This window comes from Bartonella sp. AA16NXGY (genome assembly GCF_042197325.1).
Lineage (GTDB): Bacteria > Pseudomonadota > Alphaproteobacteria > Rhizobiales > Rhizobiaceae > Bartonella.
Window position 1 is genome coordinate 1 of sequence record NZ_JBHIRR010000080.1, and the last position, 584, is coordinate 584.

Sequence of the window (584 nt, forward strand, 5' to 3'; positions counted from 1 at the left end):
AATGGTTTTTGTCAAACGTCCACCAACACGGATCAACCATTGAGAAGGATTGTTCATATCAACGGTAAAATTATCAGCATCTTCAATGGTATTAAACATCAAATGTTGATAGGCAATTTGTGCTTGTGGCTCAAATGTTAAACCTTCCATTCCGGTTGCAAACTCTTTGCCAACAGTGGTGGAGATACTAAACATTTTGGCATTTTGCAATTTTGCGGTTTTGCCAATGATAGCATTGCCGATATCTCCTTTTAGAATTCCATAGGATAACAGTGTATCCATATAGAAACCATTGTCATGCTGCACGCTGCCATAAGCTGTTAGTGACCATTTATCCAATGTGCTCTTACTGGCATCCGCTATGTCCTTTGGAGTGAAAGACAGCCGCCCATAGGTGCCTACAAGACCGAAATGTGTTGTGGTATTTTGTCCTTCTAATGCCGCGAATGTGACACCGGCTTGTAGAGCAGCATAGCGGATATCAGCACCATAACCATATTTGAGAGGTCCGCGTTCAGAAGATAAGGTTCCTGTGTTTCCGTAAGTATAGAGGAAGAAACCGGTTTGTTTTTCTTCTTCTTTTC

General features: G+C 41.6%; 1 protein-coding gene. It reads right to left on the reverse strand.

The annotated features are described in order from the left end of the window. On the reverse strand, positions 1 to 584 hold a 584-nt coding region (locus ACFINK_RS09435; RefSeq protein WP_375638924.1), incomplete at both ends, for an autotransporter domain-containing protein.